11 protein-coding genes are annotated in these 17,337 nt (G+C 50.6%); 5 read left to right on the top strand and 6 right to left on the bottom strand.

What is annotated here, in order from left to right; all coding sequences use genetic code 11:
* Window positions 1-113: 113 nt before the first annotated feature.
* A complete protein-coding gene (locus ACR6Z4_RS03040; RefSeq protein ID WP_479715744.1) occupies window positions 114-2,312 on the top strand; it encodes a phosphoketolase family protein in 2,199 nt (732 codons plus the stop codon).
* 101 nt (window positions 2,313-2,413) lie between these two features.
* Here ACR6Z4_RS03040 and ACR6Z4_RS03045 read toward each other — a convergent pair whose 3' ends face one another.
* Complete coding sequence (locus ACR6Z4_RS03045; RefSeq protein ID WP_479715745.1) at window positions 2,414-3,124, bottom strand: CADD family putative folate metabolism protein; 711 nt, start codon at window positions 3,122-3,124, stop codon at window positions 2,414-2,416.
* Between the two features lie 214 nt (window positions 3,125-3,338).
* Between ACR6Z4_RS03045 and ACR6Z4_RS03050 the strand changes: the two genes are divergently transcribed.
* Entirely contained in the window at window positions 3,339-3,470 is a 132-nt protein-coding gene (locus ACR6Z4_RS03050; RefSeq protein ID WP_479715746.1) for a hypothetical protein, read from the top strand.
* An 86-nt stretch (window positions 3,471-3,556) separates the two neighbouring features.
* Window positions 3,557-3,802, top strand: coding sequence for a DUF4351 domain-containing protein (locus ACR6Z4_RS03055; protein ID WP_479715747.1), 246 nt, complete (start codon window positions 3,557-3,559; stop codon window positions 3,800-3,802).
* A 33-nt stretch (window positions 3,803-3,835) separates the two neighbouring features.
* Here the strand turns inward: ACR6Z4_RS03055 and ACR6Z4_RS03060 are convergent, their stop codons facing one another.
* Window positions 3,836-6,646 carry a tetratricopeptide repeat protein gene (locus ACR6Z4_RS03060; protein ID WP_479715748.1) on the bottom strand — a complete coding sequence of 937 codons (2,811 nt, stop codon included), beginning with the start codon at window positions 6,644-6,646 and terminating at the stop codon, window positions 3,836-3,838.
* Window positions 6,647-6,905: 259 nt separating this feature from the next.
* Here ACR6Z4_RS03060 and ACR6Z4_RS03065 point away from each other — a divergent pair, with 259 nt between their 5' ends.
* On the top strand, window positions 6,906-8,225 hold the full coding sequence (locus tag ACR6Z4_RS03065; RefSeq protein ID WP_479715749.1) for an ATP-dependent DNA helicase: 1,320 nt from the start codon (window positions 6,906-6,908) through the stop codon (window positions 8,223-8,225).
* 299 nt (window positions 8,226-8,524) lie between these two features.
* On the opposite strand, the gene ACR6Z4_RS03070 is transcribed toward ACR6Z4_RS03065, so the two are convergent.
* A complete protein-coding gene (locus tag ACR6Z4_RS03070) occupies window positions 8,525-9,631 on the bottom strand; it encodes a glycosyltransferase (protein ID WP_479715750.1) in 1,107 nt (368 codons plus the stop codon).
* Window positions 9,632-9,637: 6 nt separating this feature from the next.
* Entirely contained in the window at window positions 9,638-10,609 is a 972-nt protein-coding gene (gene sds / locus ACR6Z4_RS03075) for a solanesyl diphosphate synthase (RefSeq protein ID WP_479715751.1), read from the bottom strand.
* 169 nt (window positions 10,610-10,778) lie between these two features.
* Here sds and ACR6Z4_RS03080 point away from each other — a divergent pair, with 169 nt between their 5' ends.
* Window positions 10,779-10,913 carry a hypothetical protein gene (locus ACR6Z4_RS03080; RefSeq protein ID WP_479715752.1) on the top strand — a complete coding sequence of 45 codons (135 nt, stop codon included), beginning with the start codon at window positions 10,779-10,781 and terminating at the stop codon, window positions 10,911-10,913.
* A gap of 187 nt (window positions 10,914-11,100) precedes the next feature.
* On the opposite strand, the gene gltD is transcribed toward ACR6Z4_RS03080, so the two are convergent.
* Window positions 11,101-12,585, bottom strand: a complete 1,485-nt coding sequence (gltD, locus tag ACR6Z4_RS03085; RefSeq protein WP_479715753.1) for a glutamate synthase small subunit — start codon at window positions 12,583-12,585, stop codon at window positions 11,101-11,103.
* A 116-nt stretch (window positions 12,586-12,701) separates the two neighbouring features.
* Complete coding sequence (gene gltB / locus ACR6Z4_RS03090; protein WP_479715754.1) at window positions 12,702-17,318, bottom strand: glutamate synthase large subunit; 4,617 nt, start codon at window positions 17,316-17,318, stop codon at window positions 12,702-12,704.
* Between the last annotated feature and the right edge of the window lie 19 nt (window positions 17,319-17,337).

The following is a 17,337-nucleotide window of genomic DNA, read 5'->3' on the forward strand; positions in this document are numbered from 1 at the left end:
TCAAAACCTGATTGGCACATCCGTTTCTCAAGCGCTGATCTAGACAGGTTTAAACCGATCGCAGGACAGAGAAGCCGTACAATTGTTAAGTGATGTAATAAGACGCTCAATACATGACTGCTGTGACCCAAATTCCTAGCTTCTGTGACGGTATTCAATATTTTGGAACGGTGCCCCCGGAGTTTGAAACTCTCGGTAAAGAACCTGCGATCGCATCTGGGAAACTGGCGATCGCCAATCCAACCGATGCTACTGCGGTATATCAAACGCTGCTCTATGCCGATGCCCTGCGCTATCTGATCTTGCAAGTAACGGGCAGCAAAGCATCGGGGCATCCGGGTGGGTTTGCCAGCCAAGCAGAAGCCTATGCAGCACTGGTCATGTTGGGCTACAAAAACATTCTGACGGAGGTGGGGCACCATGCCCCCGGTTTCTATAGCGCCATGTTTCTCGACCGTTCCCTGGAAGATATGGGAATTCAGACGGTACAACAGTTGCGCGATCGCTTCCGAGAAAAGCATGGGCTATTAGGGCATCTCTCTGGTTACATTCCGGGCATTCTGGCTCCGGCAGGGCCGTTGGGTCAGGGGCAGCATTTTGCTATGTCGGCAGCGTTATTGCACCGCGACACGTTGTTTCCTTTTACGGTCGGGGATGGTGGCTTGGGCGAACCCTACATCATGAGTTCGATGGCGCATTTCCATACGAGCTACCCTGACGTCACCAACTTCTTACCCGTGCTGGTCTGGAACGGGTATTCGCAAGAACACCATAGTATGGTGTCTACCTTTTCAAATGAGCGAATGATCGAATTCTGGCGCGGCAACGGTTTTGCTGAGGTCGTACTGGTTGATGCCAAAGACTTTGATGATAAACATCAAGAGGGAGCATATGCAGACAGCACTGCCTTCTCATTCCCACATCGGCTAGCCTTCACCCAGGCGGTGCTGGAAGGCATGGATCGAGCGGCTCGTTCTGCCCTGGGCGGCAAACTGACGGTGTTCATTATCAAGCAACTTAAGGGGGCAGGGGTGCATGCGCGGGGTTCTAAGTCCCACAACCTCTATCCCAAAGACACGCTCGACAGTCCTCATATTATGGACGCCCTGAAAACGTGCGCGTTGACGCCTGAGGTCTGGGAACTGGTGCGCACCAACTGCGAACGAGCAGGGGGCGGGCCTGCGGCAAAGACAGCGGTCACAGAATTTGAATTGCCATTATCTGATCTGGGAACGTTGCCGCTTGAAGAATATCCGGTAGGTGGCGATGCCAAAGTTTCGACTACGGCAATGGGACGGTTAGTCGGCTATGTCGGAGAACGCGATCGCACCTTTTTAGTCACCAATGCCGATGGCAACGAAGCATCGGGGATTGCCAATATCAACCAGGCACTCAAAATCAACCATCCTGTCACCGACCCGATCTATAACCAGCAACCGGGCGGACAGGTCTACGAACCCTTAAGCGAAGATGCGTGCGCCGGATTGGCAGCAGGGCTGTGTTTGATGGGTGCGCGTAGCCTCTGGTGTTCTTACGAATCGTTTGCCATCAACGGCTTACCGATCTGGCAGACGGTGACACAGGCAATGGCAGAATTGCGCCGACCCACCCCTTCTACCATTACCCTGTACACCGCAGGGGCATTGGAGCAGGGACGTAACGGTTGGACGCACCAGCGCCCCGAAGTTGAAGCGTACTTTGCGGCAATGATGCGCAATGGCAATGTCTTCCCGCTGTTTCCACCCGATGCCAACAGCATCCAGGTGTGCTACGACTGGGCATTGACGACTAAAAACAAAGGCGTTGTCATCACGGCCAGCAAGTCACCGTTGCCGATTCGTACCACGTTTGAACAAACCCGTCAGGCATTACGCGACGGTGCGGTAACAGTGCATGAAATTCCGGGTGACAAAACGGTTGTATTTGCTGTGATTGGCGATATGACGCTGATTCCGGTATTTGAAGCGGCAGCGTATCTGGAAGCCGAAGGCATTGGCGTGAAGATCGTCTCGGTGGTCAATCCTCGTCGCCTTTACCGTTCCCATGATGTTGCCTGGGATACGTGCTCTGAAGCCGATGGTCAGTTCTTAAGCGATGAAGGCTTTACGGCGCTGTTTGGCGGCGATGCTCTGATCGGCGTGACCGGAGGTGCCAGCGGCATGTTGGAACCGATTATGCTACGCAGTACGGCAAAACGCGATACCTTTGCCTGGAAACGGGGTGAAACCACCGCCAGTGCTGGAGAGTTGATGGCGTTTAATGGCATTACTGCCGATGCCATGGCAAAACGGGCGATCGCTCTGGTGCATTAAATCCATCCCAACCATCCCTTAGGATCTGTACAAAATTAAAACCCCTAACGTTTCTGGAAGAGTGCGGCGGAGCCGCACTCTTCCAGAAACGTTATTCAAGGTTAAACTGTTGCCATTTCGGGTTGTGCCATCAAATCCTGACAGTAGGTTTCATAAACCCCATCCAGGAAACGCCAGAGCGCTTCTGCTGCTTGGGCTGCCACTGCCAATACTTCTGCTTGCTTTGCGTCTGAATCAGCATACTGTTCGATCAGCTTCAGTTCGGCTTCGGTATGCCAAACATCGGCGGCTTCATGCACACTGAAGAATTCGTAGTCCTCTGACTGGTTCATGCCATAAAACTGCTTCAAGCCATCGATTTTCACCGATGCGATCGCCGGAATTTGCGATTCATAGGCATACAACGCTGCCAAACCGGCGTAGAATGGCGAGTTCAGACACAGACCACGGAACGTATCCACCAGATTCGTAGTAGTTGCCAACGATTCTGCTTGAGTCAGGTCTGCCTCAGTTGCACCCAGAGCGGCTGCAAACGTACGCCACAGAGCCGGATGGTTTTTGTTACCCCGTTCTTCTTCAATCAAATTCTCTAGAATTTCCTGACGGGCTGCAATTGAGCCATTGATAGCGGGAGTGTTGAAATGCACTGCACTCAAATACGTCGGGAAGGCAAGCACATTTTGGAAATATTGAATGGCGTAATGCTTGAGATGGGTACGAGTCAACTTCCCTTCTGTCCATGCCACATAAAAAGGATGGTTCAGCAGGTGTTTTTGCTCGATGATGGCGTTCAGTTGTTCACGAAGCGTCATTGGGATCTCCATCATATATTCATAGTGTCAATTGCAGGTTTGAATGCTGCATCCTAAACACAGTACACCTTTTTCGCGGCGGCACAAAGCGATATTGCCAGGGTCTGTTTTAAAAGTTGTTTTTTCGTGTGCGAAGCACACGAAAAAACAATCCTCTTAGCGAGTTTTAAAACACGCCCCAGCAAAATCAGATTCCCGATCAACGGGTTGAGGGATGAACCGCTTCGTCATCCACCCTACGAGCGATCGCGTCCATCTCGTTTATCTGGATGCATTGGGCGAAATGGAGCAGTCGAAGAGAAGTCGAGAACATGTTGGGATTGAACCTGAAAAAATCCAAGTATAGCGATACGCATTAAGGTTAGGACGGGGTGCAGGGGTGAAACCCCTGCGTGGGGGCACCGCCCCCACCCCCCTGATGTCCTCACTAGATTGCGTAGAACCATATATCAAAAAGCCAAGGCAGAAGGACGGCAAGAGGGACGACAAGAAGGAGAACGATCGCTAATTTTACGGCTTTTGATGCGTCGGTTTGGAGAGTTACCTGATCAAGTGCGATCGCTGATTCATACTTTATCGTTAACGCAACTGGAAGCGTTGGGTGAAGCGTTGTTAGACTTTAGCAGTTTATCTGATTTAGAAGCATGGTTAGCGAGCGTGAATCCATCTGCTCAGTAGACTTTGGTAGTGGCATTTAGGTTAAGTTCAACCTTATTCGCCGATCAGTTCGCGGAACCAGCTATCTTCCCAGAAGTTGCGGAAAGAGCGTTCGGTTTTAGCTTCGACACGATAGTCGGGATTACGCTTAATTGCCTGTTGCAGGGTTTCTAACGCCAGATCGATGTCGCCCTGTCGGGCATAGCACAAAGATTTGTTATATTGCGCTTCGGCGTATTCGGGGTTGGCTTCGAGGGCTTTGTCGAAGCTGGCGATCGCTTCTTTATAGCGTCCCAGTTTGAACAGGGCAAAGCCGCGTTTATCCCACGCTTTGTGTGATGTCGGTTTGACCTTGAGAACTTCGTCAAAGGAGGCGATCGCATCTTCATGACGGTTGAGTTCTTCCAGTGCCAGTCCTCGGTTCATCCAGGCAGTGGTGTCGTCGGGTTGAATTTGTACAGCACGGTCAAAAGCATTGAAGGCTTCTTCGTGGCGTTGCAACATTCCCAAAGCAACCCCGCGATTGACATAGGCTTCGTGGTAGTCGGGTTGTAGTTCCAGGGCTTTGTCGTAGGAGGCGATCGCTTCTTCCAATTGCTTCAGGCGACTGAGGGTAATCCCCCGGTTTAACCAGGCTTTGTAGTCGGCAGGTTGGAGAGTCACGACCTGGTCGAAGGCAGCATAGGCTTCTTTATAGCGTTTGGCTTCTTGTAAGACGACGCCCCGTTGATACCATGCCACGGCATTTTCTGGATCAGACTGAAGGGCACGGTCAAAGGCAGCGATCGCTCCTTCGGTGCGCTTCATTTCGACCAGCACCATGCCGCGATTGAGCCAGGCAGTGGGGTGATCGGGTTGCTTTTCTAAGGCTCGATCATATTGGGCGATCGCCTCTTCCAAGCGACCTTCTGAGAACAGCGCATCACCCTGAATCAAGTAGTCTTCCAGGGTAAAGAAGAATTCCGGATTGGCACGTTTTAACACCTCCAGCTGGTGGGTCAATTCTTCCAGTTTTTGCTGGGTTGCCAGCAGTCGTTGGTGGGTTTCCGATTCAAACGTTTCGGCTAAAAATTGCGGCGAGATCTCGGCTAGACGTTGCAAAATCTCCTCTTTTTGGGTTTGGGCATCGGTTTGAATCGCAGACAGTTGAGCAGCGAGATCGGCTTCAAATTGTTTCAGGTTTTGCAAGGTTGAGTCGTGTTGTCCCTGACTGCCTGTTTCCAGGTCTGACAAATAGCTGGCAAATTTAGCTTCTAATTTTTCTAGATTTTGGCGAATCTTATCGCGTTGCTCGCGCACTTCAGTTTTAAATGTATCGAGTTGCAGAGTCGCTTCGGCTTCCGTCCGTTTGAGCGTTTCTAAGATCAACTCTTTACGTCCATTGGCTCCGGCTTGGAGTTCTGCCAGTTGATGCGAGAATTCAGCTTCCAGGTGTTCTAAATTTTGGCGCAGGGCATCGCGTTTGACCTGGGCTTCGGTTTGCAAGGTAGACTGTTGGGTGAGAAACTCGGCATCGAGTTTGATCAGATTTTTTTGAATGGCATCGCGTTGAATCTGCACATCTGCCTGAATTTGACCAATCGTTGCTGCCAGGTCTGACTCCAACCGTTCGATTTTGCGATTTCCGTCTTCGCGTTGGGCTTGGATCAGGGTTTGCAATTCACCGACTTTACGGGTGAGTTCTTCTTCCAACCGTTGCAGCGTGCTGATCATCAATGTCACTCGACTGTTGCTGCTGCTTTCCAGTTGAGATAGGCGAGCATTGGCTTCGCTTTCTAGTTTTTGCAGATTGTCGAATACTAAATTGCGGCGTCCATCGGCGATCGCCTGGAGTTCTGCCAAACGTCCACCAAACTCTGACTCCAGCCGCTGAATATTGTCGATCGCCAGGTTCTTACGGCCATCGGCTCCGGCTTGCAGGTCAAACAACCGGACGGCAAATTCAGATTCCAGCTTTTTCAGCCGTTCTAAAAACTGTTCGCCCTGACCGTAGGCACCCGAATGCAGGTCTTCAAACTGTGTCTTTAGCTCCGCTTCCAAGCGTTTAAAGGTTTCCAGGGTCTGATCCTTTTGTTGGCGCATCCATGCCTGGGCTTCCAGGCGCAGTTCTTCTAATTTGGGAGCCAGTTCTGCCTCCATGCCGCTGAGATGTTTGAAGGTTACCTCGCGGTGTTGCTGGGCAGTGTTGCGCAGATCGGCAAGTTGGGCAGCAAAATCGGTTTCAACATGCTGCATTTGTTCTAGCATCGAGCCTTGACGTTCTTGAGCCGTGCGTTGCAGCTCTTTCACCCGACGGCTGAAGTCGGTTTCTAAGCTATCTAGATTTTGGCGGGCAGCACTGAGTTTTTCGTCCAGTTCGGTCGAATTTTTCTGTTTTTGTTGGGAAAATTCGCCCATTAGTTGCGCCAATGTGTCGCGTTTGGCTGCCAATTCTCGCTGAAAGTCTTCTGCTTCTGCCCCCAGATCATCGGCAAATTCTTCGTAGTTCTTCAGCATGGTCTCGATTTCTTGCTTTGCCGCCTCGATCTTGCTGTTCAGATCGCCCAGAGTTTGCAGATGGCGGGTGACAATTTCGGTGACTTCTCGAATGACAGAGCGACGCAGCAATAACAAAGAGGCGATCGCCACTGCCAAAATTAAGATCAGCGTTGCCAGCAGAATAAAAAATAGGGTTGCTGCCCAGGCAAAGGGGGTATTGGATTCTGGACTGCGGGGTTGAGCCGGTGTCACTTGGGCAATCGGACTCTCTGGCGTGTAGGCTTGTGCCAGCTGCGCTTGGATGCCGCCCACAGACAACAGCAACATTGAAAGCGTCGCACTGCTTTGCAATACTCTGGCTACCGTCTTTGGATTTCTGCGCTTCATTACCCCTTCCTCTGCCGATCTGTCAGATCTATTATGCGATCGCTCTACGGTGCAATCGTCTATCCTTTCAAGAGTAATCAAAATTCGTCCCCTATGGGGTGTTTGAAGTATCCCTCCGGACATTTAGCGCTTATTTTTTACCAGAGCTGTGCGATATAGGACTCTGATAAACAATAAACGGCTGATGGCTGGTGGTGGACAGCGGCTTCGCCGCTGTCCACCACCAGCCCCACAATCTCAGCGGTCAACCCCATCTTCTATGACCCAAGACGCAGATAAAATTCCAGAAATTTTACCTGGGATGACGCTCAATCAGCAGCAATGGCAAGTCTTGAAGGAACTGGAGCAGTTTGTTCAGGGCAAAGAAAAGCTGTATTTATTGACGGGCTATGCCGGGACAGGTAAAACCACGTTGTTGCAAGCGTTGATCAAACGTATGCGAGCAGATGGCGATCGCCGTCCCATTGTGCTAACCGCCTTTAGCAACAAAGCCACCAAAGTTTTAGAACGGATGGCAAACCGCTGGGGGTTGGGGGTCGATTGTATGACCTGCTGTAAACTGTTGGGGCTGAAGCCAGAAATTGACCCGACGACTGGAAAACAAGTATTCAGACCCGATAGCAAGAGCGAAACTTTGTTCGATCGCTATCGCTTAGTCATTGTCGATGAAGCCTCGATGATCAATGAAGAGATGTGGCTTTTGCTGACCGAGGCGATCGCCAATCTGTATCAACAGACGCAACTTTTATTTGTTGGCGACGTAGCACAATTGCCGCCGATTAAAGAATTAGAATCCAAAGTCTTCAGCCAGATTTACGATCGGTCTGACCTGACAGAGGTGGTTCGCTATGGGGGTGCGATCGGGGTGCTGGCAGAGTCGATCCGCAATCAGTTATCTCAGTCCCAACTGCCGCCGTTTCAAACGGATAGTAATGGCGATCGCACCGAAGGCGTATTTATTGTGCCGCGCTGGGAATGGGATAAGCTATTGCTCAAAGCCTTTCAAAGCAAAGCGTACACAGAGGATCCCGATTATGTCCGGGCACTGGCATACACCAACAAACGGGTAGACAGCCTCAACCGTAAAATTCGTACTGCCATTTATGGTGAAGAAACCCCCCGCTTTGTCAAAGGCGAACGCCTGGTCGCCAATTCCCCCTGCCTGATCAACGACTCTGTCGCTCTGGCAACCTCGGAAGAATGTGAAGTCTCAGGTGTGGCAACCGGAAAGGAGGGAGAGTGGCAGGTCTGGTTTTTGCAAGTGGTCACGGAAGAGGGCAAGCAACGCAGTTTGAGTGTCTTACATGAAGCCAGCCAGCCCGAATTTATTCGTCGTCTAGACCTCTATGCCAAAGAAAAACGGTGGCGCGAATTTTGGGACTTAAAAAAGCTATTTGCCGATCTAAATTATGCCTACTGCCTGACGATTCATAAGTCGCAAGGTTCGACGTTTCAAAATATTTTTGTGGATGTGCCCAATGCGTTGATTAATCGCAATATTCGCGAACGCAATCAACTCTTATATGTCGCCGTAACACGAGCCGCTAAACGATTATTTTTATATAGCGGTACGCATTAGGGTTAGGACGGGATGCAGGGGTGGAACCCCTGCGTGGGGGCGGTGCCCCCACCCCCCGCTGTCCTAACTAGATTGCGTAGAACCATATCAGTAGATCTTATAGGCTTCTCGCGCATGGATAGATGATGGGTGTTGTGTGAGAGCCTCGCCCACGCAACACCTTGTACCATGCACAATCAAGAATGGCTGTAATAGGTTATGGGCTGTGCCCACAACTCATGTAGCTATCCCAAAGGGGTTATGAGAGGCGCACCCCGGAGGGGTGCGCCTCTCATAACCCGCTGAATAACTTATTATTGCTAGGGCTGAAGCTGATCCAACTGTGCCTGAAATTGGTCTAGCTCTAATTGACGTTGTAAAAATTGAATTTCGAGTTGCTCTAATTGAGCCTGTCGTTGTTGAATTAAAAATTCTAAATATCGAGTTTTAGCGGATGAGGTTGATTCAGATCTAAATGGCGTTTCCAGAATCTTTGTCCAAGCCTGAATCACACTTTTCTCTTCCACTTCGTATGAATAGTGGTGATGAATAAATTCAGAGGCTAGCCTGCTTTTTTCTGCAAGCGCTTGAGGATTTGTATGATACAGGTGAATCACCGATTCCACCGTCTGAGCTAAAGAAATCACATCCCCTCGTTTAATCGGATACGAAAATTCGGGTTTTAGATATTCGCCATCATTTAAACCATCAAATCCAATCACGGTGCAGCCGCAGGCTAGCGCCTCTGCCGGAAACATACCAAACCCTTCTTGATACGTAAACCAGAGCAAAATCAAGGATTCTTGAAGAATTTGGGCAACGTCTGCTTCCGATTTATTTTCAATAGGAACGAGTTGAAAATCCTTCAGGCTATCTCTGAATTTGAGAATATTAATGACTTGCGTCAGGTCTTCACTGCCTTTGGATGTAAGAAAAGCAATTTGCCTTTTTTTAGCTGAATTAAATTGAAATAGGGATGGATTAAATCCGTAATAAATGCGATGCACATTTAAGTCAGGAAAGACATAGCTTAAATACTGCTGATTATCATTGGAAACGGCGATCGCCGCAATCACATCTTCATCTAAATAAGGGGTACGAAAATCGTAAAGATTGAGTGAGTAATTCAGGAACGTATAGTAAGCATTTTGATTAAAAATAACCTTCTTCGTGCCCCGATGAATCTCAGCAATATCCGGTCCATAGACTTCAGGAATCACTAAAATATCCGCATCGGTTAACTGAAGTTCTGACTCATAGGTGACTCGGGTTTGGTTTTCAAACCATCGGCACCGAAAGCCAGGTTGAGTGTGCAAGACTGCTGCTGAAAATCCGTGGGCGTTTAAGATATCGACCTGGCGATACAACTTTTTGACGCCCCCATGTCGGGTTTCCGTATCCGGACAAATAAAGTACAGCTGAGTCATCGCACTCTAATACAACCGCTGCAATACATAATCAGCCATTTCAGTCAATGCCTGACGCGACTCAGATGCAGGTAAGTCCATCAGATCGTGAACGGCAGATTGGGCATGATGGGTTGCCAATTCCCGCGATCGCTCAATGCCGCGTCCATCTCTGATTAAGGCGATCGCCTGTTCCAAATCACCTTCTTGGGCAAACTCACGCTCGATCAACACCTCTAGATAGGGTTTTTCTTCCAGAGCATATAATACGGGAGCCGTTAAGTTACCACTCTTTAAGTCAGATCCTGCGGGTTTACCCAAGGCATCGGATGAACTGGTAAAGTCCAGAATGTCATCGACGATCTGAAATGCCAGACCAATATTGCGCCCATAGTTATAGAGATTTTTGGTGGTTTCCATAGAAAGCCCACTCAAAATTCCGGCAGACTTACAGCTATTTGCCATTAAAGATGCCGTTTTGTAATAGCTTTTCTCTAAATACGCCTCAATGGAAAGGCTGGTGTCAAATCGGTTAAGACCCTGCTGGATTTCGCCCTCCGCTAAATCCATAATCACCTCTGACAGTAGCTTGACCACAGCCAGGTTATCGAGGTTAGCCAAATACCAGGACGATTGCGCAAACAAGAAATCACCGGCTAAAACAGCGACCCGATTACCAAAACTGCTATGCACGGTGGGAATCCCCCGACGAGTCTCCGCTTCGTCTACGACATCGTCGTGCACCAGGCTCGCCGTGTGAATCATCTCTGTAATCTCTGCCAACCGGCGGTGCTGAGCGGTAATCTCTTGACTGGGCATGGTTGCTCTGGCGGTGAGCAATACGATTGCAGGTCTCAACCGTTTACCCCTAGCACCAAAAAGGTGCTCTGCCGCCGCATAGAGAATGGGGTGACGTGCACCGACGAGCTGTTTGAGATTATCGGTCAACAGCCTTAGATCTGCTTCAACAGGGGCAAAGAGAGAAGTGGTTGAGGTCATGGATAGGCTGAATCTATAGTAAGTTACGAAATTTTACATATCTTGCATTTATTCTAAGCTAAGCCTTCTGCATCTGGAATCAAATGATCCAACTTCTCTGTCACAATTCAGGCAAATCCAGGTCAGAGTAGAAAATATTTCTCTCAGCCAGTACACCCCATTAAAGGGAATGATCACTCAACTCACCGATGATGCAGCTGAGGATCGCAAACTCATTGTTGGGTTGCAAACCGAAAACCGACGCATTCTTGAGCGACTGGAACACCACATGAGTAATGGACACAGTCATCCCTCAGAGTCGTAACTTTGGTAGTCCTACAAAAACAATGCAGTTTCGTTGCGCAGGCTTCGCCTGCGCAACGAAACCGTTGGCGATCGCTAGACCCCAAATTAAGGATCGTGGATTTAAGAAAACCGAAGATTTATTTTTGGAAGCGCGGCTCCGCCGCGCTTCCAAAAATAAACGTCCGGGTTTTAATTAATTTGTGATCCTAAGGTAAATCGGTGTTGCCCATAAGGTAAAGGTCACATTCTCGTGCGGCACCGCGCCCTTCATTAAACGCCCAAACCACCAGGCTTTGTCCCCGGCGGCAGTCGCCTGCGGCAAAGACACCTGGAATGCTCGTGGCATATTTACCATAATCGGCTTTAACATTGCTGCGGGCATCGCGCTCCAGACCTAAGGCATCCAGCAGCGGTTGTTCGGGTCCCAAGAACCCCATTGCCAGGAGTACCAGTTGAGCGGGTAAGACTTTCTCCGTTCCGGGAATAGGTTGGGGAATGAACTGTCCTTTGTCGTTTTTCGTCCATTCCACCTGTACGGTATGAACGGCTTTGACCTGACCGTTTTCGTCAGCTTCAAACTGGGTTGCCGTGGTGGTATAAACCCGTGGGTCATCGCCAAACTTAGCCGCCGCTTCCTCTTGCCCGTAGTCCATTTTGTAGACCTTGGGCCATTCGGGCCAGGGGTTGTTGGCAGCCCGTTCCAGGGGAGGTTTGGGCAAAATTTCTAACTGCACCAGGCTATTGCAGCCATGCCGGATGGAAGTACCAACGCAGTCGGTGCCAGTATCGCCTCCTCCGATAATCACCACATCTTTACCTGCGGCAGAAATAAAGTCGCCGCCGGGTTCACCATCCAAAATAGCTTTGGTGTTAGCCGTAAGGAAATCCATGGCGAAGTAGATGCCTTTAAGATCCCGTCCTTCGATCGGCAGGTCGCGAGGTTTGGTTGCACCCGTACAGAGAATGGCAGCATCAAATTCCTTCAGCAAGTTTTCTGCCGGGAAGTCTTTACCGACCTCCGTATTGCAGACGAACTTGACCCCCTCTGCTTCTAAGACATTGAGCCGACGCAACACCACATCCTGTTTGTCTAGCTTCATATTGGGGATGCCATACATGAGCAGACCACCGGGGCGATCGGCACGCTCAAACACAGTGACCTCATGCCCAGCCGTATTGAGTTGTGCTGCTGCGCATAAACCAGCAGGACCCGAACCAATCACAACCACTCGTTTACCCGTGCGTTTGCTGGGGGGATGGGGGTTAATCCAGCCTTCATCCCAGCCTTTTTCGGCAATCGAATATTCAATGTTTTTGATCGTTACAGGCGGATTGTTGATGCCCAGCACACAAGACCCTTCGCAAGGTGCCGGACAAACTCGCCCTGTAAACTCAGGAAAGTTATTGGTTTTATGCAAGCGATCGAGGGCTTCTTGCCAGAGACCTCGATACACCAGATCATTCCACTCTGGAATCAGGTTGTTAATTGGGCAACCACTTGCCATGCCGCTGATTAACGTCCCTGTGTGGCAGAAGGGAATGCCACAATCCATACACCGCGCACCCTGAGTTCGCAGATTTGCCTCCGGCATGGGGAGGTGAAATTCATCCCAATTACGGACGCGATCGCCTGGATCAAGTTCAGACGGGAGTTCGCGGAGAAATTCAATAAAGCCTGTTGGTTTTCCCATAGTCGTGTTTGGTGATCGGTAAGGAGGGGTGAGGAGATGGGGAAAAGGGTTTGGGTATGAGTTGGCTATGAAACCTCCGGTTTCATAGCCAACTCATACCCGGATTTAGCGATACCCTAACTGCCACCAATGCGGGCAACATCGCGGGCATTTTCCTCGAAAGCAGCGGCGAGGGCATCGTCTCCGGTTAACCCAGCGGCGATCGCACTGGCGATCGCTTGTAGTACCCGCTTGTAGTCTTTAGGCATGACCTTAACGAACTTGGGCACCATCTCTTGCCAATGGGCGAGAACATTGGCTGCTTTCTGGCTATGCGTATAGTCCGCGTGTCGCTGGATCATCTGATAGAGGTCGTCGATCTCTTCGGGGTCGTCTAGCGTTTCCAAACCGACCATCTGAGTATTGCAACGCGTCGCAAAGTCGCCCACTTCATCGAGAATGTAAGCCACTCCACCACTCATACCAGCGGCAAAGTTACGTCCCGTTAAACCCAGGACAACGACCTTACCGCCAGTCATATACTCGCAACCGTGATCCCCGATCGCCTCGACTACCGTATTGACCCCAGAATTGCGCACACAGAAACGTTCACCTGCCATGCCACGAATATAAGCCTCACCAGCCGTTGCACCATAGAAGGCAACATTTCCGGCAATAATATTTTCTTCAGCAATAAAGGTGGATTGGGCAGAGGGATAGAGGATGATCTTGCCGCCGCTGAGTCCTTTACCCAGGTAATCGTTGGTATCTCCTTCCAGTTCTAAGGTGACGCCCCTGGGCACAAAGGCACCAAAACTTTGTCCGGCACTGCCCTGGAAGTGGAGATGCACCGTATCGTCGGGCAATCCTTCCCAATGCCGTTTGGTGATTTCGTTCCCCAGAATCGTACCCACCACCCGGTTGATATTGCGGATCGGCAAGGTGGCGTTCACCTTTTCGCCGCGCTCAATGGCGGGTTTGCATAGATCCAGCAGCACCGTAATATCCAGAGACTTTTCTAAGCCATGATCTTGAGGAATCTGACAATACCGTCCCACCTCATCCCCGACGTCCGGTTGATAGAGGATGTTGGACAGATCCAAACCCTTAGCTTTCCAGTGATCAATGGCTTGTTTAGGTTCCAAGACATCCGTGCGACCAACCATTTCATTCAGCGTCCGGAAGCCGAGCTGTGCCATCAGTTCGCGCACTTCCTGCGCAATAAACCTCATGAAGTTGACCGTATGGGCTGGATCACCCGTGAAATTTTGCCGCAGTTGCGGATCTTGGGTGGCAACTCCAACAGGGCAGGTATTGAGATGGCAAACGCGCATCATGATACAACCCAGCGTCACCAGCGGTGCAGTGGCAAAACCAAACTCTTCAGCCCCGAGTAGAGCGGCAATCACCACATCGCGACCTGTCTTCATTTGCCCGTCGGTTTCTACGGCAATACGCGATCGCAAATTATTTAACACCAGAGTTTGATGAGTTTCTGCCAGACCCAGTTCCCAGGGTAAGCCTGCATGTTTGATCGAGGTTTGCGGCGAAGCACCTGTGCCCCCGTCATGACCAGAAATTAACACGACATCAGCGTGGGCTTTAGCGACTCCAGCGGCGATTGTGCCGACGCCAACCTCAGAGACTAATTTAACGCTAATGCGAGCGTCACGATTGGCGTTTTTTAGATCGTGGATCAGTTCTGCCAGATCTTCAATCGAGTAAATGTCATGGTGGGGCGGTGGCGAGATCAACCCCACACCCGGCGTCGAATGGCGTACCTTAGCAATCCAGGGATAAACCTTTTTACCCGGAAGTTGTCCGCCTTCTCCCGGTTTAGCGCCCTGTGCCATTTTGATCTGAAGTTCTCGCGCTTGCGACAGGTACAGGCTGGTTACCCCAAAGCGACCGGATGCCACCTGTTTGATCGCACTATTTTTAGAATCGCCCTGATCGTTCGTCCAGGTATAGCGTTCGGGGTCTTCACCGCCTTCGCCCGTATTCGATTTGCCACCAATGCGGTTCATGGCGATCGCCAGCGATTCATGAGCTTCTTTAGAGATAGAGCCGTAGCTCATTGCCCCGGTCTTAAACCGCTTCATGATCGCTTCGACGGGTTCTACCTCTTCGATGGCAATCGACGGTCGTTGTTTGAATGTCAACAGCCCCCGCAGGGTAAAGAATTTCTGGTTTTGTTCATTCACCAAGGCAGCATATTGCTTGAACAGCTCGTAACTGCCTTCCCGCACCGCCTTTTGCAGCGTGTGAATGGTTTGGGGACTGAACAGATGGGCTTCCCCTTCCTTACGCCACTGATATTCACCGCCCACATCCAGGGTATGCCCATTCACCTGACGATCGGGGAAGGCATGATGATGTCGCAGTAACGCCTCTTGCGTAATCACATCCAGACCCACCCCTTCAATCCGAGAGGCAGTCCAGCTGAAGTATTGATCAATCACCTCATGGTTCAGCCCGATCGCTTCAAAAATCTGTGCGCCGCGATAGCTCTGAATGGTAGAAATACCAATCTTCGAGGCAACTTTGACAACCCCTTTGGTGGCAGCTTTGATGTAGTTTTTACACGCAGTTTTGTAGTCAACATTGACGAGCAGCCCTTCGTTGATCATGTCGTGGATCGTTTCGAAGGCGAGGTAAGGATTGATGCCACCGCAGCCATAGCCAATCAGCAAAGCATGGTGATGAACTTCACGGGGTTCGCCCGATTCTAATACCAACCCGACGCGGGTGCGGGTACCTTCTCGAATCAGGTGATGATGCAACCCGGCAACCGCCAGTAATGCGGGAATAGGTGCGTGGTTTTGGTCTACATCGCGATCGCTCAGAATCAGAATACTGACCCCATCGGCGATCGCTTGATCGGCTTTAGCACAGATCTGTTGCATCACGGCTTCCAATCCCTGGACTCCTGCATGAGGATCGAACAGGATCGGCAACACGATCGACTTAAAATCACCGTCTGAAAGATGCTTCAGCTTTGCCAACTCCTCGTTGCTGAGAATAGGCGTTTTGAGCTTGATCAAATGACAACTTTCTGGCTCTGGCTTGAGTAAATTGCGCTCAGACCCGATCGTGGTTTGCGCCGATGTAATAATCTCTTCGCGGATCGAGTCGATCGGCGGATTGGTTACCTGAGCAAACAACTGCTGGAAGTAATCGTAAAGGAGTTTGGGGCGATCGGATAGCACCGATAGCGGCGTATCGGCACCCATTGCCCCGACTGCTTCTACCCCATCCCGCGCCATCGGCGTTAACAACATCCGCAGTTCTTCAAACGTATAGCCAAACGCCATCTGCCGCTGGATTAACGTCAAAGACTCCGAGGATACGGCGTGACCATTGGTCTGGGTTAAAGATGATTCTGGTGCGTCGTTGAGATCGTCCAGATCGACCAAATATTGGTTGAGCCAGTCTCGATAGGGATGCTCAGAGATAATCTGCTGCTTGATTTCTTCATCGGCAATAATCCGTCCCTGTTTCATGTCTACCAGGAACATCCGCCCCGGTTGCAGACGACCCTTGAGCGCAACCCGTTCCGGCTCAATCGGTAGCACCCCTGCTTCGGATGCCATAATCACCAGATCATCTTTGGTGACGTAGTAGCGAGAAGGCCGTAACCCATTGCGATCGAGTACGGCTCCCATGACGGTGCCATCGGTAAAGGCGATCGAAGCCGGTCCATCCCAGGGTTCCATCAAACAAGAGTGATATTCGTAGAATGCTTTTTTCTCGTCACTCATGGACTCATGAGCCGTCCAGGGTTCTGGGATCATCATCATTGCCGTATGGGGCAATGACCGTCCCGCTAAGACCAGCAGTTCGAGGGCATTATCAAAAATCAGCGAGTCGCTACCGTCGATGTTAATGACAGGATGCGCCTTTTTCAGATCATCGCCAAATAGCTCTGACGCAAACAGCGACTGACGCGCGTGCATCCAGTTGATGTTGCCGCGTAAGGTGTTGATCTCGCCGTTGTGGGCAATGTAGCGGTAGGGGTGCGATCGCTCCCAACTGGGAAACGTATTGGTACTAAAGCGAGAATGCACCAGACCCAAGGCACTGGCAAAATCAGCATCGTGCAAATCTGGATAATAGTTGCCAACCTGCTCAGGCATCAACATGCCTTTGTAAACCAGGGTGCGGCAAGACAAGCTAGAGGGATACCAGCACGGATCAATTTGGGGAACCCGAATCTCCGTGTGGGCGCGTTTGCGCATAATGTAGAGCTTGCGTTCAAACGCTAAATCATCTGCCAACTCAGCCGCCCGCTGGATAAAGACCTGTTGCATGAACGGTTCGCTGGCTTTTGCCGTTTCGCCCAACGATGAGTTGTCAGTGGGGACATCGCGCCAACCTAAAACGGTTTGCCCTTCTGATAAGACAATTTGTTCAAAAACTCGCCTGCCCTCAGCACGCTGCGCTGGATCCGGAGAGGCATAGATCATGCCGACGCCATATTGCCCCGGTTCTGGCAATGAGATGCCTTCGGCAGCCGCGACCCTGCTCATGAACTCGTGCGGGATTTGGATCAGAATTCCTGCGCCGTCTCCTGTATTGATCTCCGCACCGCACGCACCTCGATGCTCAAGGTTCAAAAGGATAGTCAGCGCCTGCTCTACAATTTCGTGGGATGCCTTACCTTTCATGTGCACCACAAAGCCAACACCACAGGCGTCGTGCTCAAATTGCGGATCATATAAACCTTGTTTACGGAGGCGTTCGTTGCTGTTCATTTTGATGCCCTGGCGACTA

Source organism: Calyptranema fuscum S582 (genome assembly GCF_055793305.1).